We start from the raw sequence: 15,168 nt of genomic DNA on the forward strand, positions 1-15,168 counted from the left end.
GCAACACGACTGTACGGCTGTTTGTCACTTCCGCTGTATCGCAACGATCCATTACGTTTGAGTTTAGGCTTGATCGCAGAATCCGCCGCGCTTGAAACCCGTAGGAGCCGGCTTGCTGGCGATTCGGCCTTGAGGCTTGCGCAGACTTAAGGACGCTTTCGCCAGCAAGCCGGCTCCTACAGAGGGTTGCGGCGTTGCGAACATCTTCACCCGTATAAGGAACGCCCCGTCATGAACGACGCCACGCACACCCAGTTGCGCCCCTTGGCCGACACTTCGCCCTCGGCCATCGTCGCCGGCTTCATCGCGATGATGACCGGCTACACCAGTTCCCTGGTGCTGATGTTCCAGGCCGGGCAAGCAGCGGGGCTGACCAGCGGGCAGATTTCGTCGTGGATCTGGGCGATTTCCATCGGCATGGCGGTGTGTTCCATTGGCCTGTCGCTGCGCTATCGCACGCCGATCACCATTGCCTGGTCGACCCCCGGTGCCGCGCTGCTGATCACCAGCCTCGGTGGGGTGAGTTATGGCGAAGCCATTGGTGCATATATTACTTGCGCGGTGCTGGTGACCATTTGCGGGCTGACCGGCAGCTTCGAACGCCTGGTGAAAAAGATACCGGCATCGTTGGCAGCCGCATTGCTGGCGGGGATTCTGTTCAAGATCGGCAGCGAGATCTTCGTTGCCGCCCAGCACCGCACCGCGCTGGTGCTGGGCATGTTCTTCACCTATCTGGTAGTCAAACGCCTCTCCCCCCGCTATGCGGTGCTAGGCGCGTTATTGATTGGCACGGCGCTGTCCGGATTCATGGGCCTGCTGGACTTCAGCGGTTTTCATCTGGAAGTGGCAACGCCCGTCTGGACCACCCCGCACTTCTCCCTGGCGGCGACCATCAGCATCGGCATTCCGCTGTTCGTGGTGGCGATGACCTCGCAAAACATGCCCGGTATCGCCGTGCTGCGCGCCGACGGTTACAACGTACCGGCCTCCCCGCTGATCACCACCACCGGAATCGCCTCGCTGCTGCTGGCGCCGTTTGGCTCCCACGGGATCAATCTGGCGGCCATCAGCGCAGCCATCTGCACCGGGCCGCATGCCCACGAGGATCGCAACAAGCGCTACACGGCGGCTGTCTGGTGCGGGATTTTCTACGGGATCGCCGGGGTGTTCGGCGCGACGTTGGCGGCATTGTTTGCGGCGTTGCCTAAAGAGTTGGTGCTGTCGATTGCCGCGCTGGCGTTGTTCGGCTCGATCATCAATGGCTTGAGCATTGCCATGAGCGAAGCGAAGGAACGGGAAGCGGCGCTGATCACCTTCATGGTCACGGCGTCGGGGCTGACGCTGTTTTCCATTGGTTCGGCGTTCTGGGGGATTGTGGCGGGGGTTTTGACGCTGGTGATTTTAAATTGGCGTAAGGTCTGAAAAGCATCGCCAGCAAGCCGGCTCCTACGAGGTTCACGCAGGCCCTGTAGGAGCTGCCGAAGGCTCGGGCCGCGTTCGGACGATCTTTTGATCCTCAAAAAAAACGGCGACCCGTAGGTCGCCGTTTTTCATGACATCAAGCTACCGGATTGATCGGCTTTTCCGGGTACCAGACGTCGATCAGCGGGCTGACAGTCGCTTCGGTCAGTTCGCTGCGGCCTTTGAGCCAGGCTTCAACCGCTGCACGCTGCTCTTCGGACACCGAGCCACGCTTCTGCAGGCAAACCAGACCGAAGTCGTCGCCGCCAACATAGCCCAGACCGTTGGCTTCCATGGCTTCTTTGAGGAACGCGTCGAGGAAAGCATCAATGGCTTCATCAGCCAAATCTTCTTTGAAATCCAGGTTCAGCTCGAAACCCAGCTCTTGAAATTCATCGACGCACAGTTTTTTGCGCAGACGCTGGGAACGGTTAGTCGCCATTGGAACAATCCTCATAAGTAATAACGGGCGGCACTTTAGCAGTTTAAGCCGCCGATTGCCCGTCTCTGAACGGCGCCACGCCTACCGTCGGTAAAAAAATAGCGGATTAGTGGGCCAAGGCAAGGCACAAGCCGCGACACCTTGGGGCATAATGCCGACACTTTCATGACCACTGAGGGAATTTATCTTCATGCCCTCGTTTTTTTCCCCTCGGCTGTAGGGTTTTATTTCAGATGATCAAATCGTTGCGTCCATTGCTGCTGGCCGGCCTTCTTCTTCCCCTGGCCCTCCCCGTTTCCGCTGAACCGATCAACACCGCTTTATCGCCCAACGTTGAAAAAGCCCTCAAGGCCAGCAAGTTGCAGGACAACGCCCTGTCGCTGGTGATGATCCCGCTGAACGGCCCCGGCACCCCGACCATTTTCAACGCCGACGTGTCGGTCAACCCGGCGTCGACCATGAAACTGGTCACCACCTACGCGGCCCTGGAAATGCTCGGCCCGAACCACCAGTGGAAAACCGAGTTCTACACCGACGGCACCCTCAGCGGCGGCATCCTCAACGGTAACCTTTACCTCAAGGGCGGCGGCGATCCGAAGCTGAACATGGAAAAACTCTGGCTGTTGATGCGCGACCTGCGCGCCAACGGCGTGACCCAGGTCACCGGCGACCTGGTGCTGGATAAAAACTTCTTCGTGCAACCACAGCTGCCGGAATTCAACGACGACGGCAACGACGAGAACAAACCGTTCCTGGTCAAACCCGATGCCCTGCTGGTCAACCTCAAGGCCCTGCGCTTCGTGGCGCGCAATGACTCGGGCAAAGTCCTGGTCTCGGTAGAGCCGCCGATCGCCAGCATTCGCATCGACAATCAGGTCAAGGCGCTCAATTCCAAGCAATGCACCGGCGGCGTGCGCTACAACCCGGTGCCGCAGGCCGATGGCAGCGTGACCGTCACGGTCGGCGGTCAGTTGGGTGAAGGTTGCAGCTCGCAGACTTACCTGTCGCTGCTCGACCACGCGACCTACACCGCTGGCGCCGTGCGCGCGATCTGGAAGGAACTGGGTGGCAGCATCCAGGGCAAGGACGTCCTGGCGCCAACGCCTAAAGACGCCAAGGTGCTGGCGCGGGCATTCTCGCCGGACCTTGCGGAAATCATCCGCGACATCAACAAATACAGTAACAACACCATGGCCCAGCAGTTGTTCCTGAGCCTGGGCCAGAAATACCGCACCGATGCCGACGGCGACGACGCCAAGGCCGCCCAGCGCGTAGTGCGTCAGTGGCTGGCGAAGAAAGGCATCACCGCGCCGCACCTGGTGATGGAGAACGGCTCCGGCCTGTCCCGTGCCGAACGCGTCAGCGCCCGGGAGATGGCTTCGATGCTGCAAGCCGCGTGGCGCAGCCCTTACGCCGCCGAGTACATCAGCTCGATGCCGATTGCCGGCACCGACGGCACCATGCGCAAACGCCTGAAGACCACAGCCATGCGCGGTGAAGCCCACGTCAAGACCGGCACCCTGAACACCGTGCGCGCGATTGCCGGGTTCAGCCGCGATATCAATGGCAACACCTGGGCGGTGGTGGCGATCCTCAACGACAAGGCACCGTTTGGCGCGTCGTCGGTGCTGGATCAGGTGCTGCTGGATCTGTATCGCCAGCCGAAACTGCCGCAGACGGCTTCGGTTCTTTAACGCCAGAAAATCAAAAGATCGCAGTCTCGTTGCACTCGACAGCTCCTACAGGCGTACACGATGCGTCCTCTGTAGGAGCCGGCTTGCTGGCGATGACGGTGTGTCAGGCACCATCAATGTTGAATGATGTGCCGCCATCGCCAGCAAGCCGGCTCCTACGGATTTCGTGTGTGGGCCGGATCAAATCGCTTCACCCTGAACCCGATCCCTGCCGCCCTGCTTCGCCGCGTAAACCCCCGAATCTGCCCGCAGCAGCAATGCATCCACGCCCTCGTCGACGCGCCAACTGGCAATCCCGAAACTCGCCGTCACCACCCCGACTTCATCAATCGGTGCGCTGCGCAGGCTTTGCCACAATTCCACGGCCAACCCATGGGCCTGTTCGCCGCCGATGTCCGGGCAAAGCACCATGAACTCTTCGCCGCCCAAACGGCAAAACACATCCGTGCGGCGCAACCGCTGGCCGATTCGTTCACAGACCGCCTGCAACACCCGGTCGCCGACCGCGTGGCCGTACTGGTCATTGATGCGCTTGAAATGGTCGATGTCGAGCATGATCACCGACAGCTCGCCACCGCCGCGCTCCACCCGAGACATCTCGACGGTCAGACGCTCCTGGAAATAACGGCGGTTGTGGATGCCCGTCAGGGCATCGGTAATCGATAGCGCCCGCAGTTCCTCTTCCACCCGCTTCATATCGGAAATGTCCGAGATGTAGCCATGCCAGAGCACACCGCCGCCGGGCAATTCCTCCGGGGTCGCTTCGCCGCGCACCCAACGCAAACCACGCTGGGGCAGTTGCACGCGGTATTCCTCGCGCCATGGGCTGATGGTGTCCGCCGAGGCGCGGATCGAAGCTCGGACGCGGGTGGTGTCCTGGGGATGAATCCGCGTGAAGATCGCTTCGGCATCGAGTAAAAGCACGTCCGGTTCGAGCTCGTAGATCTCACGGATACCGTCACTGGCGTAAATCACGCTGAAGCGACCGTCGAATTCCATCTTGAACTGATAGATGCCGCCGGGCACGTGGGCGCTGAGTTTCTTCAACAACAAGTCCCGCGCGGCCAACGCCTCGTGCACGCGCTTGCGTTCGGTGATGTCGATGCAAATTGCCAGATGCCCGACCCACAGGCCTTGCTCGTCAAGGACCGGGGTTGCAAGCATGTTGACCGTCAAATGGCTGCCATCACCCCGCACCAGCGTCCACTCCCGAGCCTCATGACCATTCTCCTCGCCGCCTTCGACCAGCATCGCGTGGCACGCTGGAACCGGTTTGCCGTAGCGCGCGCTCAGTTCCGCCGAGCGAGCCATGAGCTCACGGGGCAGGTGCAGGTTCTCCAGCGTCATGTGGCCCACCACCTCGGCAGCCTTGTAGCCGAGCATCTGCTCGGCACCGGCATTGAAGGTGCTGATCACTCCGCGCAGGTCCGTGGCGATAATCGCCACTTGGGTCGCGGCATTCAGCACCCCACGCAACTGGCCGTGGGTGCCACGCAATTCTTGTTCGCGGGCGCGCAATTCCTCGGTGCGCTGATCGACCATCTTCAGCGCTCGTTGCCGCTGACTGACCAGCACGTAGAGCAAGGCACTGAGCAACAGACTGAGCAAACCACCGAGCACCACCAGCGTGGTCACCGATGAATGATTGGCCCGCAGGAACGCTTCACTGGGCTGGATATCGACTTGATAATCATGGTCAGCCAGGCGCAACAACCGGGTTGCGGACAAGTCACTGAGGGCCGGTGTGTTCGGCGATTCAAACAGAACCTCGTGCTGGTCGCCTGTGGATAAGTCGAGGATGCGTACCGTGAGGTAGTCACGGCCCGCCTCCGGCAAACCATCCGCCAGCAACTGGCGCATGCTGATCACCGCCATGACATAGCCAAACGGTTTACGGCTCGGGTCCTCCGGGCTATCGCGCAGCATGACCGGCGCGACAAGCAGCACCCCCCGCGCATACGCCGGCTCGATGCTGACCAGGTGCATCGGTTGTGACACCGCCATGCCGCGCAGCTCATCGGCCCGTTCCAGGGTCGTTCGTCGCAGCGGCTGCGCCAGCAAGTCGTAACCGAGCGGTGCGCCAAGTTTGCTTTGGGTCTGGCTGTACAGCACCGCCACGTATTCATCCCGTTCAGCGGCCAATTGCAGTTGGCCGTCGGCATTGAGTTCACGCAGGGTGAAACCGTTCAGCCCCTCCTCACGCGCACGCTGCTCGAACGCCGCGCGATCGCCATGACTTACCCGTTCAGCAAAGGAATAGGCCTGGGTCCGGTGCAATAGAGGTTGGGTGTAGCCGTCGAATTCGTCGCGTGAAACCGAATCGGAATTGGCAAAGAACCGGCGCAGGCCATCAAGGCGCTGTTCCTGATCTTCGAAACGTTCTGCGATACGGCTGTAACGTTCACTGGCCAGCAGTTGGAAACGTTGCCGCAATTGATGGTGGAAAAGGTTCAGCGTCGACCAGGCCAGCAATCCGGTGAGAATTCCGCCGATGAGCAAAACCAACATCGCGACCAGCCAGGCCGAGACATCTTCGCTGATAAACCCCAGGATTTTTGGGCGCACGGCGTGCAACGACATAGACGCAACTCAAAACGCCAGGTGCGGGAAAGCCCTTTGGCCCTGAGTTGAGTTATAGCTATTAGCCACTAATTTGACCAGTCCCGGAAGAATCCAAGAGCCTTTTAAAATCAAGGCTCTGTGGATCCAATCTTTTCAGGTGTCAACGAGCCGTGATTTTCCAGGCGCGGTGGATCTTGGCGTTACGGGCAAAATCCGGATCGATGGTCTGGGCGGTAATCTCTTCGATCGCATAACGCTCGGAAAGATTGGCCTCCAGTTCGAACTTGCGGAAGTTGTTGGAGAAGTACAACACCCCGCCCGGGGCCAGTCGTGCCATGGCCAGGTCGATCAACTGCACCTGGTCACGCTGCACGTCGAAGATGCCTTCCATGCGCTTGGAGTTGGAGAAGGTCGGCGGGTCGATGAAGATCAGGTCGTACTCGTCACGACTGGCTTCGAGCCAAACCATGACATCGCTCTGCTCCAGACGGTTCTTGTCTGAGAAACCGTTCAACGACAGGTTGCGACGCGCCCAGTCCAGGTAGGTTTTCGACAAGTCGACGCTGGTGGTGCTGCGCGCGCCGCCCTTGGCCGCATGCACACTGGCGGTGGCGGTGTAGCAATACAGATTGAGGAAACGCTTGCCAGCAGCCTCTTTCTGAATGCGCATGCGCATTGGCCGGTGGTCGAGGAACAGGCCGGTGTCGAGGTAATCGGTGAGGTTGACCAGCAGCTTCACGCCGCCTTCATTGACCTCGACGAACTTGCCCTGCGCCGCTTGACGCTCGTATTGCTTGGTGCCGCTCTGACGTTCGCGGCGCTTGACCACCACGCGGCTCTTGTCGATGTTCAACGCCTGCGGAATGGCCGCCAGCGCATCGAACATGCGCGCCGAGGCTTTTTCCGGGTCGATGGATTTCGGTGCGGCGTATTCCTGGACGTGGACCCAATCGTGATACAGGTCGATGGCCATGGAATATTCCGGCATGTCGGCATCGTAGACGCGGTAGCAATCGATGCCTTCACGCTTGACCCACTTGCCCAGCGCCTTGAGGTTTTTTTGCAGGCGATTGGCAAACATCTGCCCGCCTTCGCTCAGGCGCGGCTGCTCGACCACCGGCGCCGGTGCTGGCGTTGGTTTGATCGGGTTGCCGTTTTTGTTGTACTTGCGCTCTTGCGGCTCGTTCGGCGCCTGATCGTAGTCAGCCTGCTCGCGCTCGGCCTGACGCTGTTCAGGCGTGCGACGCTCGCCGGTGACGAATTGATCCGGCAGCACTTTGATCAGCAGCAGCTTGCACGGCAAGGCGCCGTTCCAGAACGAATACTGTTTGTGGCTGCGAATGCCCATGCGCTTGCCCAGGTCCGGCGCGCCGGTGAACACCGCCGCTTCCCAGTTCAGGCAGGCCTGACGCAGACGTTCGCCGAGGTTCTGATAGAGGTAGAGCAAGCTCGCCTCGTCGCCCAGACGCTCGCCGTACGGTGGGTTGCAGATCACCAGGCCTTTCTGGTTCTGGTCCGGACGCGGCTCGAAGGTCGCGACCTCGCCCTGATAGATCTTGATCCACTCGCTCAGGCCGGCGCGTTCGACGTTGTTGCGGCCCGGTTGAATCAGGCGCGGGTCCGCTTCGTAACCGCGAATCCACAGCGGCGGCTTGGCCAGACCGGCAGCGGCCCGCTCGACAGCTTCTTCATGCAGTTTTTTCCACAACGCCGGCACGTGGCCGAGCCAGGCGGTGAAGCCCCACTGCTCACGGCGCAGGTTCGGCGCCATATCGGCGGCGATCATCGCTGCTTCCACGAGGAAGGTACCAACACCGCACATCGGGTCAGCCAGTGCGCCGCCTTCAGCAGCGATGCGTGGCCAGCCGGAACGGATCAGGATCGCGGCCGCGAGGTTTTCCTTCAGCGGCGCTGCGCCTTGCTGCAAGCGATAGCCGCGCTGGTGCAGGCTGTGGCCGGACAGATCGAGGGAAAGAATCGCTTCGCCACGGTCCAGGCGCAGGTGAATACGCAGGTCCGGGTTGAGTTTGTCGATCGACGGACGGTCGCCCTGCGGGGTGCGCAGTTTGTCGACGATGGCGTCCTTGACCTTCAAGGCACCGAAGTGGGTGTTGTCGATACCCGAGCCGTGACCGCTGAACTCGACGGCCAGGGTGCCGTCGTTGAGCATGTGGTCTTGCCACTCGATATCGAGCACGCCGTGGTAGAGGTCTTCGGCGTCCTTCATCGGGAAGCGCTTGAGCACCATCAGCACGCGGTTCGCCAGGCGCGACCACAGACACAGGCGATAAGCGGTTTCCATGGTAGCCATGCCGCGCACGGCAGAGGTGTGCTCACGTGCGTCCTCAAGGCCAAGCCCGACGGCTTCCTCGATGAGCAGGCCTTCAAGGCCTTTTGGGCAAGTGAGGAAGAGTTCGAAACGATCGGACATGGGAGTATCAGAGCCTTTAGCTGAGTGGACCGGCAACGCATTGCCGGCCCGGTTTTCAATCAGGCGCTTTTCTCGAAGAGCGCCCGCGTGGCACGAAGGTGTGCCGTTCCACCCCTGCTGCTCGGGTTAAATGAGCTTAGATGCAAGGACAGATAAAAAAGTTGATGCAACAAAATGTCATAAGTCGACCCTTCGTCGAATAATGCCGCACTGCAACGCGAGACATTCTCAGCAAAGGATGAACCCCGTCATCCTGCGGGGCGCCGATCATACAGGGCTTTGACCAATAAATACGCGACGAACATCGTGTTACTTATGGCCTTAGCATCTTTATGGTTACGTTCTTATGACAAATCGATCATTCCCTCGATGTGACGCATTGGTTAGAACTCAACACAGGTTGGCGCCGCAACGACGCCAACACCCTTGGCTCGCCACGCCGGCAGCGAGCCCCCAACGGCAGAGTTTTTCTGCCTGACCTCGATTGAGGTCGACGCGATGAAAACAGTCAACAAGTGAGGGCTACACCCTATGAGAAGACTTAAGCGTGATCCGTTGGAAAGAGCATTTTTGCGCGGATATCAATATGGCGTTGGTGGTAAATCCCGTGAGCTTTGCCCATTTACTCTACCGTCGGTACGTCAAGCCTGGATTAACGGCTGGCGAGAAGGACGCGGCGACAACTGGGACGGTATGACCGGCACTGCGGGAATCCACAGACTCAACGAACTTCACGCCGTCGGCTAACACAGGGCACAACACTCCGACACACGACAATCTGATTACGTAACGAATTAACCACGCACGTCCCATCCGGACGGCGGGCTACGGCCCAAGGGCTCCTTTAAAGGGGCCCTTTTTATGCCCGTAAATTCACCGCAAATCCCATCGTGGCGAGGGAGCTTGCTCCCGCTGGGCTGCGAAGCGGCCCCAACACTGGACACGCGGTGTACCCGTTAAAACGCATTGGCCGGAATACAACTGCTGCGCAGCCGAGCGGGAGCAAGCTCCCTCGCCACAAAAGCCCAATCCCTATAGGGTTTATCTCAGGGCGGCGATGGCGTCGACGGATTCGCGGATAAGCGCTGGGCCTTTGTAGATGAAGCCGGAGTAGATCTGCACCAGGCTTGCACCCGCGGTGATTTTTTCGGCGGCGTGTTTGCCTTCGGTGATGCCACCCGCGGCAATGATCGGCAAACGACCGCCCAATTCTGCGGCCAGCACTTTCACGGTGTGAGTGCTCTTGTCGCGAACCGGTGCGCCGGACAGACCGCCCGCCTCGTCGCCATGCTCCATGCCTTCGACGCCCACGCGACTCAGGGTGGTGTTGGTGGCGATGACCGCGTCCATACCGGTTTCGATCAATGCCTGTGCGACCTGCGCGGTTTCTTCGTCGGTCATGTCCGGGGCGATCTTGATTGCCAGCGGCACATGTTTGCCGTGACGCAGCGCCAGCTCCGCCCGGCGCGTGGCCAGGTCGGCGAGCAACTGCTTGAGCGAGTCACCGAATTGCAGGCTGCGCAGGCCCGGCGTGTTCGGTGAGCTGACGTTGACCGTGACATAGCTGGCGTGGGCGTAAACCTTGTCCAGGCAGATCAGGTAATCATCGACCGCGCGCTCAACAGGAGTATCGAAGTTCTTGCCGATGTTGATGCCCAGAACGCCCTTGTATTTGGCCGCCGCCACACGGGCCAGCAAGTGATCGACGCCAAGGTTGTTGAAACCCATGCGATTGATGATCGCCTCGGCTTCCGGCAGACGGAACAGGCGTGGTTTCGGGTTGCCCGGTTGCGGACGCGGGGTGATGGTGCCGATCTCAACAAACCCGAAACCCAGTTGCGCGAAACCATCGATGGCCGCGCCGTTCTTGTCCAGGCCGGCCGCCAGACCCACCGGGTTCGGGAAATCCAGGCCCATGACCGTCACCGGTTTCTTCGCCGGCGCCTTGCACAGCAAGCCGTTGAGGCCCAAACGGCCACCCGCGCCGATCAAGTCCAGGGACAGATCGTGGGAGGTTTCCGGGGAAAGTTTGAACAACAGCTGACGGGCCAGGGTGTACATGGGCGGGTTTGACTCTGGGCTAATAAAAAGTGGCGGTGATTATAGCCGGCCCGGGAGGTAACGGGCGAGAAACCCGGTTAATTCGAGACCTGTTGTTGCGGCGGTAGCTGCAGGCATCACCCGGGAGCGTTTTTTGGTAGTCCCGCCAGCGCAGAGCTCCCAATGATCGATGCGACTGCAATGACGCAGCCTCTTTCCCTTTCACTGGATGAAAAAAATGCCTCTATCGCCTGCAGGTTTACCGGTATCAAGACTCCCGACTCAGCCCCACACACACCAATCGACCCGAACCACGAGCAAAGAACACACGACTATCGATATGGGCGACTACGCGTCGTCTGATCAGATTGGGACTGCCTTGATGATGCAGGCTCCATATCCGGACGGACCGGCCAATAGTTCTGTAGTGGTTGAAATAGAGCCTGTTCTAAAGAGCATTGAGCAGAACCTGATTGAGATCATCGCAACAGAGTCCACCGGTCACGCTGTTGATTCAGCCAACCTTGCGCAAACCATTGATCAGCTCCTCGCAGGTGAAGTAGAGGGAGCAAAGAGCAATGCTCTTGACGGCTCAATCGGCAGATACATTGCTCACAAGTTCGACGTCTTGGACTTTTTGGAACAAACAGATCAATCACCCGCAGCAACAATCCAACGCGCCCAAACCATCACCGACTCCCTCGGCGAACTGCTGGGCAAACTGGGCCGTAACGAATTCGAAGGCGCTTTCGGTCGCTTGGCCAGCAACCTGACGATTTCCGGTCTGCGTACAGGCCTGGTCGTGGGCACCCTGACAACCATTCGCCAGCTGATCGGGTTCGCCCTGGAAAAAATCCTGCAATCCAGCGCCGCCTCGCCGCTGACACGCAATGTGATCGGTGCGATCTCACTGATGATTGGTCCAGCGCTGAACATCATTGGCGCGGTCAGGGATGAATGCAACGGCACCGCAAATACACAAACGCGTCTGGCCCGCCTCGCCACCCTCACGTTATCGATGGCCGCACTGGCAACGGCAGCAGCGGCGCCCCAAGCGCTGCCGGCGCTTGCCTCATACGGTTCGCAAATGGCTTTTTACAGCTTCGCCTCCGACCTGGTGAACCTGTTCCTGCCGATCAGTGACAATTCGAAACCCAATCTGGCCGGAACGGCAGCCACTGGAGGTCTTAATGGCGCATTGCAGTTTCTGGCGTTTACGGCCATGAGCAATACGGCACCAAAATCCGGCCCCGGCTATGCGATGTCGGCGGGCAGTTCGCCTTCAACCGCCGATGAAGTGTTCGCAACCCAACTTTCGGATTGGCTTGCGCGCAACACCGAGACGGCGGTCAGTGCCAACCTGTCTGCGGAAAATCGGGCCACCGAGATTCTCGAATCCTTGAACCCGGTCATTGGGCATGATGTTTTACGCGGCACCTACAATGCTGGAGCCGACATCGCCAGCCAGGTCCTCGGTGGCGAAATCATGCATGCCCTTCAACCGGAGAAAAACCCTGAAGGCTTCCGGGTCAAGCTCATGCCGCCACGCATTCCCACCGCAGAACAAGTGGCCGATCAATTCCTGACCACCAATGCGATCCGTACCTCAATGAGCGAAACCATCACCACCGTCGTGGTTTCAGCCAGTCGCTACTTCTCCACACTGCCGATCTCCAAAGCTGAAGTCGATCACATCGTCAATGCATTGGTCGCCGCAGTGGTGTTCGCGAGTCGCCCGGGTTTCGTATACGCCAACCAGGGAACGAAGCCTGCCGCGAATATCAAACAGGTTTGAGCGCAGCGTATTGGCTCACCATTCACTCTTTTCCCACGACTCATCCCCCATAGGCTCAAACACCTCACGCATGAACCCCTTGACGAAGACATCCACGCTGAACGCCAGGCCGTTGGCTCCGCGCATTTCCTTGAAGAGCTGCGAGTCTTCGAGCTTCTCTTCTTTCAGTCGAACCAGTACCTGGAGGGTGACGGCCATCAGTTTTTGTGCCGTTGGATAGGCAGCAGATGTGCCGTCGGCGCTGCGCATCGAGCGGATAAAATCGTAGACGGCCTTTTCTCCCCGTCCCTCCATGGTTAACAACGTTTGGTAGAGGTGCTCGAACTCCGGGTCCGGACGCCTGTTCTCAGGTAAGTCCTGCCCGGCAGCAAGAACACGTGATTCAAGCGTCTGAACCGCACTTTCCTGCTCGAGCGCGCCATGATTCATCAGGTTATCAATTTTCATGGCTAAACCCTTCGGCCGCGCGCGCGCCGAATGTCGAACAAAGCGTGGTCAGCGCCTGCACTGCCTGCTGGTCCAAAGCCCGAACCGAGTCCGGCAGTTTTTGGACGCTCGCCAGCAACCTGGGCTCCAGCCGCTTGCGGGTCGTTTCCACATCGAATTCGAGTAGTTGGTCCGCGAGACGCACCACATAACGCTCTTGTGGGTGATAGTCGAGGACCAGCTCCCCAGCCCACACTCTGCACAGTCGCTTGCGCAGTTCATCGCCCCGGGTGCGGCAATGCACCGGCAGCAGCACTTGCAGGACTGTGCCTGAATCGCCCGTTTGCGTCGCCAGCCAGCGCTCAAGCATTTCGTCCAGCCATTCGGGGCGACTCAAGGCCTCTGCCAGCAATCCGCGAGCGGATTGGGTGAGGTCTTTGCGCAATGTTTGGCCCAGCGATTGCGACTCCAGTAGACCATCAGCCAGATGCTCGATCGCACGCAAAATACCCTCGGCGTAGCCTTCCCGAAAAGCCTCGGCATGAACCGCTTCGGCATCACGCCGAGCCTGGTCCACGCAATCACCGGCCCAACGCTGGGCCTGGCGCTGCAACGTGCTACGTCGACGCGCGGCGGCAATGTCCTCGCGAGGCAAATGTGCATCGCTCGACTCGGGGAGTTCAGTCAGGGTTCGGATAGCGTCGAGCATGTTGCACCGCCAAGAAGAAAAGAGCTGGATCGGGATCGGTGATCGGCCATTGCCTGTGCAAGTGAACAACCGGTTCGGAGAATTGCAGGATCAGGCGCTCGAGCAACATGGGCGGCACGTGCTCGCGCCAGCTCCACAACGCATTGAGGCCAACGGCTTCGACCTGCTCCATGGGAACGGCTGAAGACTTGATCGGCGGGACTTTGCGAATACCCAGGCTGTAACCGGCAAACCGGCGCAACGACAATGGCAGGCGCAGCAGCGCAGCGCCTTTCGCCAGACCCGGCATCAAGCGATTAGCGCCCATCAGCCTTGCGATGTAGGGCAGCTCCTGCCAATGGCGTATCCATAGACTCCCCACCGCTGTCAGCGATGTCGAAGGCCAGGGACCTTGCAACTCGAGCCCTTCGAGCAGCAACCGGTCGAGCGCGCTGATTGCCTGAGCCCCATCGAAACCCGCCGGTCGAGACAGGCGCTGCGGGTGCAGGTAACCCAGAGGTTCGGCGAGGATTCGCTGCAAACATTCAGCGTGCGACATCACGCTGCCCTGTGCTCAGCTGGCGATAGGCCCAGCCTGCACCAATGGCCAACAGCAATCCGCTTGCCACGGCCAACCACCACACCCACTGCGAATTTCCCTGCGTCGCAATCACGGACGGCGGGACGTGCTGTGTCGGCGAACGCTTCGACAGCACCACCGAGATATTCTCGTATTCGACCGCCGCAAAACTGTTCTTGAGAAAACGCTTGATGTCGGTGATCAGTAACTGCGGCTCGACATCTCGCTCATGGATGGCCACCGCCGAGAGGTGAATGGGCGGTGACTTGCGTCCGCCTTCACCGGCATCCAGGTCGTAACTGACATGCACCCGCGCTGAAACCACACCTTCGAGCACACCCAGCGACTGTTCTATCCGCTGCTCCAGCGCCGAATACAGTCGGGCTTTTTCAGCGCGGGGGGAAGCTACCAGCGAATCGGCAGGAAACATCTCTGCCACTTGCAAGCGCGGCCGGGAAGGTAACGAATAGAGGTTGAGCAAATCGACGGCCGCGGAAAAATCGACCTGATCGATTTTCACCGCATAACCGGTTTTGCCGGCGTCGACTTTCACCGCCGCGATGTTGTTGCGTTGCAGGACCGAAAGCACTTCATTGGCCTGTTGCTGGTCCAGCCCTTCGAGCAGACTCGGTTGACGACACCCCAGCAACGCCACACAGATGAATACCAGTAAAGCTCCCGCCTTCATGACGCACGCAACAGGGTTTCGGCCGTACCTACCGCTTTGCGAACCAGCACGTTAAGCAAGTTGATATCGACGTTGTACTGCCCGACCTGCTCCTGCAGCTGAGTCAGTAATTCAGGGCTGGTGATATCCGGGCGCTGCATCAGTTGATTGATCGCCGAAACATCCTGCTCGCTGTTGACGGCAGAACCGGCAAACGCTTCGATCAATCGGGACTCGAGGGAGACGATCGGACCTTCCTGCGGCCCCCGCAACTCAACAAACGATGTGCGCTCAATAAAAGACTGCGATATGTTCTGAATGGACATGGGTTGCACTCAAAATGGCCATCGACACACACCGATGGCCGACCGAAAAGAAGGAA

The 15,168-nt window shown here is 59.6% G+C and carries 13 protein-coding genes; 4 read left to right on the plus strand and 9 right to left on the minus strand.

Annotation, left to right across the window (positions count from 1 at the left end):
- The first annotated feature begins 231 nt into the window (after positions 1-231).
- Complete coding sequence (locus tag NL64_RS09945) at positions 232-1,422, plus strand: benzoate/H(+) symporter BenE family transporter (RefSeq protein ID WP_034147950.1); 1,191 nt, start codon at positions 232-234, stop codon at positions 1,420-1,422.
- Between the two features lie 136 nt (positions 1,423-1,558).
- Here the strand turns inward: NL64_RS09945 and NL64_RS09950 are convergent, their stop codons facing one another.
- A complete protein-coding gene (locus NL64_RS09950; RefSeq protein ID WP_007896965.1) occupies positions 1,559-1,903 on the minus strand; it encodes a YggL family protein in 345 nt (114 codons plus the stop codon).
- Between the two features lie 233 nt (positions 1,904-2,136).
- On the opposite strand from NL64_RS09950, the gene dacB reads away from it, so the two are divergent.
- Positions 2,137-3,597 carry a D-alanyl-D-alanine carboxypeptidase/D-alanyl-D-alanine endopeptidase gene (gene dacB, locus NL64_RS09955; protein ID WP_034147951.1) on the plus strand — a complete coding sequence of 487 codons (1,461 nt, stop codon included), beginning with the start codon at positions 2,137-2,139 and terminating at the stop codon, positions 3,595-3,597.
- A 180-nt stretch (positions 3,598-3,777) separates the two neighbouring features.
- On the opposite strand, the gene NL64_RS09960 is transcribed toward dacB, so the two are convergent.
- Both NL64_RS09960 and rlmKL read right to left on the minus strand, forming a co-directional pair.
- Positions 3,778-6,177, minus strand: coding sequence for a sensor domain-containing diguanylate cyclase (locus NL64_RS09960; RefSeq protein WP_034147952.1), 2,400 nt, complete (start codon positions 6,175-6,177; stop codon positions 3,778-3,780).
- Positions 6,178-6,319: 142 nt separating this feature from the next.
- Positions 6,320-8,590, minus strand: coding sequence for a bifunctional 23S rRNA (guanine(2069)-N(7))-methyltransferase RlmK/23S rRNA (guanine(2445)-N(2))-methyltransferase RlmL (gene rlmKL / locus NL64_RS09965; RefSeq protein WP_034147953.1), 2,271 nt, complete (start codon positions 8,588-8,590; stop codon positions 6,320-6,322).
- Between the two features lie 531 nt (positions 8,591-9,121).
- Between rlmKL and rmf the strand changes: the two genes are divergently transcribed.
- Positions 9,122-9,337, plus strand: a complete 216-nt coding sequence (gene rmf, locus NL64_RS29520) for a ribosome modulation factor (RefSeq protein WP_003223300.1) — start codon at positions 9,122-9,124, stop codon at positions 9,335-9,337.
- A gap of 294 nt (positions 9,338-9,631) precedes the next feature.
- Here the strand turns inward: rmf and NL64_RS09970 are convergent, their stop codons facing one another.
- On the minus strand, positions 9,632-10,651 hold the full coding sequence (locus NL64_RS09970; RefSeq protein ID WP_034147954.1) for a quinone-dependent dihydroorotate dehydrogenase: 1,020 nt from the start codon (positions 10,649-10,651) through the stop codon (positions 9,632-9,634).
- 319 nt (positions 10,652-10,970) lie between these two features.
- On the opposite strand from NL64_RS09970, the gene NL64_RS09975 reads away from it, so the two are divergent.
- On the plus strand, positions 10,971-12,425 hold the full coding sequence (locus tag NL64_RS09975) for a hypothetical protein (RefSeq protein WP_253277080.1): 1,455 nt from the start codon (positions 10,971-10,973) through the stop codon (positions 12,423-12,425).
- 15 nt (positions 12,426-12,440) lie between these two features.
- Here the strand turns inward: NL64_RS09975 and NL64_RS09980 are convergent, their stop codons facing one another.
- The 5 genes from NL64_RS09980 to sctI are packed head-to-tail and all read right to left on the minus strand — an operon-like array spanning position 12,441 to position 15,112.
- Complete coding sequence (locus NL64_RS09980; RefSeq protein ID WP_034147955.1) at positions 12,441-12,872, minus strand: hypothetical protein; 432 nt, start codon at positions 12,870-12,872, stop codon at positions 12,441-12,443.
- A complete protein-coding gene (locus tag NL64_RS09985; protein ID WP_034147956.1) occupies positions 12,862-13,560 on the minus strand; it encodes an oxygen-regulated invasion protein OrgB in 699 nt (232 codons plus the stop codon). The genes NL64_RS09980 and NL64_RS09985 overlap by 11 nt, the downstream gene beginning before the upstream one ends.
- Complete coding sequence (locus NL64_RS09990; RefSeq protein ID WP_034147957.1) at positions 13,532-14,098, minus strand: secretion system protein; 567 nt, start codon at positions 14,096-14,098, stop codon at positions 13,532-13,534. The genes NL64_RS09985 and NL64_RS09990 overlap by 29 nt, the downstream gene beginning before the upstream one ends.
- Positions 14,085-14,807, minus strand: a complete 723-nt coding sequence (locus NL64_RS09995; RefSeq protein ID WP_034147958.1) for an EscJ/YscJ/HrcJ family type III secretion inner membrane ring protein — start codon at positions 14,805-14,807, stop codon at positions 14,085-14,087. The genes NL64_RS09990 and NL64_RS09995 overlap by 14 nt, the downstream gene beginning before the upstream one ends.
- The gene (gene sctI, locus NL64_RS10000) at positions 14,804-15,112 is read right to left on the minus strand and encodes a type III secretion system inner rod subunit SctI (RefSeq protein ID WP_034147959.1); all 309 of its coding nucleotides are present in this window, start codon (positions 15,110-15,112) and stop codon (positions 14,804-14,806) included. The genes NL64_RS09995 and sctI overlap by 4 nt, the downstream gene beginning before the upstream one ends.
- Positions 15,113-15,168 lie beyond the last annotated feature (56 nt).

This window comes from Pseudomonas fluorescens (assembly GCF_000802965.1).
In the GTDB taxonomy this organism is placed as follows: Bacteria; Pseudomonadota; Gammaproteobacteria; order Pseudomonadales; family Pseudomonadaceae; genus Aquipseudomonas; species Aquipseudomonas fluorescens_A.

Coding starts and splice junctions, on each gene's coding strand:
- NL64_RS09945 (WP_034147950.1), top strand. CDS start 232: ATGAACGACGCCACGCACACCCAGTTGCGCCCCTTGGCCGACACTTCG.
- NL64_RS09950 (WP_007896965.1), bottom strand. CDS start 1,903: ATGGCGACTAACCGTTCCCAGCGTCTGCGCAAAAAACTGTGCGTCGAT.
- dacB (WP_034147951.1), top strand. CDS start 2,137: ATGATCAAATCGTTGCGTCCATTGCTGCTGGCCGGCCTTCTTCTTCCC.
- NL64_RS09960 (WP_034147952.1), bottom strand. CDS start 6,177: ATGTCGTTGCACGCCGTGCGCCCAAAAATCCTGGGGTTTATCAGCGAA.
- rlmKL (WP_034147953.1), bottom strand. CDS start 8,590: ATGTCCGATCGTTTCGAACTCTTCCTCACTTGCCCAAAAGGCCTTGAA.
- rmf (WP_003223300.1), top strand. CDS start 9,122: ATGAGAAGACTTAAGCGTGATCCGTTGGAAAGAGCATTTTTGCGCGGA.
- NL64_RS09970 (WP_034147954.1), bottom strand. CDS start 10,651: ATGTACACCCTGGCCCGTCAGCTGTTGTTCAAACTTTCCCCGGAAACC.
- NL64_RS09975 (WP_253277080.1), top strand. CDS start 10,971: ATGGGCGACTACGCGTCGTCTGATCAGATTGGGACTGCCTTGATGATG.
- NL64_RS09980 (WP_034147955.1), bottom strand. CDS start 12,872: ATGAAAATTGATAACCTGATGAATCATGGCGCGCTCGAGCAGGAAAGT.
- NL64_RS09985 (WP_034147956.1), bottom strand. CDS start 13,560: ATGCTCGACGCTATCCGAACCCTGACTGAACTCCCCGAGTCGAGCGAT.
- NL64_RS09990 (WP_034147957.1), bottom strand. CDS start 14,098: ATGTCGCACGCTGAATGTTTGCAGCGAATCCTCGCCGAACCTCTGGGT.
- NL64_RS09995 (WP_034147958.1), bottom strand. CDS start 14,807: ATGAAGGCGGGAGCTTTACTGGTATTCATCTGTGTGGCGTTGCTGGGG.
- sctI (WP_034147959.1), bottom strand. CDS start 15,112: ATGTCCATTCAGAACATATCGCAGTCTTTTATTGAGCGCACATCGTTT.